General features: G+C 68.8%; 1 protein-coding gene. It reads left to right on the top strand.

Annotated elements, in window-relative coordinates; genetic code table 11:
- Positions 1 to 270 precede the first annotated feature (270 nt).
- Positions 271 to 1,057: IS66 family transposase (locus tag COGEMETH_RS01375; RefSeq protein WP_238180830.1), on the top strand; the 787-nt coding region annotated here is incomplete at its 3' end.

Genomic DNA, 1,057 nt, shown 5'->3' on the forward strand with positions numbered 1-1,057 from the left:
TATGCGTCAGTGCACTAGGAGAGACATCTGAACGTGCCGTTTCGCCAGCCTCGCGAGCCGCTTCATCCGACAGTGCGGGCTTGGGGGATCACCCGCCAGTCGTACACACGCTCCCTGCCCCGAGTATCGGTCGGCAGATGCGACGGGATCTTCGCAAACGTAATTGCCCAGGGGGTGTCTGCGGTCACGGGTTGTCGTGAGCGGCTCAGTTTTGCGGCGGGAAAGGCCTTGCCCCTTGCGTGAGGTGGATTTCGCTGATTCCGTCGTGAGATGGGCCGAAGCGATCTTGAGCGGCTGAGGCGCGAGGAGCTGATCGAGCTGGTGCTGCGGCTGCAGCGCCCGGAGAAGACTTCGCGCACTTCGTCCAATCCACCGGCGACGGACCGCAAAGAGCGGCGCGAGCAATCCAAGCCCGGCGGGGCCAAGCCTGGGCACGAGGGCCACAGCCGCGCGATGAGCGACGATCCCGACGCGGTGGTCGATCATCGTCCCGACCGCTGCCCGTGCTGCGACGGCGACCTGCACGGGGATCTTCCGGCCGAGGTCGTCAGCGTGTCCGAGCGGATCGAACTGCCGGAGGTGATGCCGGTCGTGACGCAGCATCGGCGGCTGGCCGTGTGCTGCCCGACCTGCGGAGCGCAGGTGCTTGCGCCGGTGCCGGTGCCGGTGCCGGAGACGGCGCGGGGCACGCCGTTCGGCCCGCGGCTGCATGCGGTGGCCACCTATCTAAAGACCTTCCAGGCGCTCTCCTACGAGCGGCTCCAGGCGGCGTTATCGGACCTGTTCGGTCTGACGCTCAGCCAGGGCGGCCTGATGAACCTGCTCCGCCGGGCGCAGGGACGCTTCCGTCCCGGTTGCGAGGTCGCCGTGTCGGCCCTGCGCCGGGCTACCGTCGTCGCGTCGGACGAGACCGGCGTCCGGATCGAAGGCAGCAATGCCTTCCACTGGGTGTTCCACTCGGCCGACGCCGTGGTGCACACGGCCTCGCCGACGCGGGGCGCCGTCGTGGTGCGGGAGATGATGGACGGCCACCGGCCGGCGGTGTGGATCTCGGACC

Origin of the sequence: Methylobacterium trifolii (assembly GCF_022179685.1) — a bacterium.
Classification (GTDB): domain Bacteria; phylum Pseudomonadota; class Alphaproteobacteria; order Rhizobiales; family Beijerinckiaceae; genus Methylobacterium; species Methylobacterium trifolii.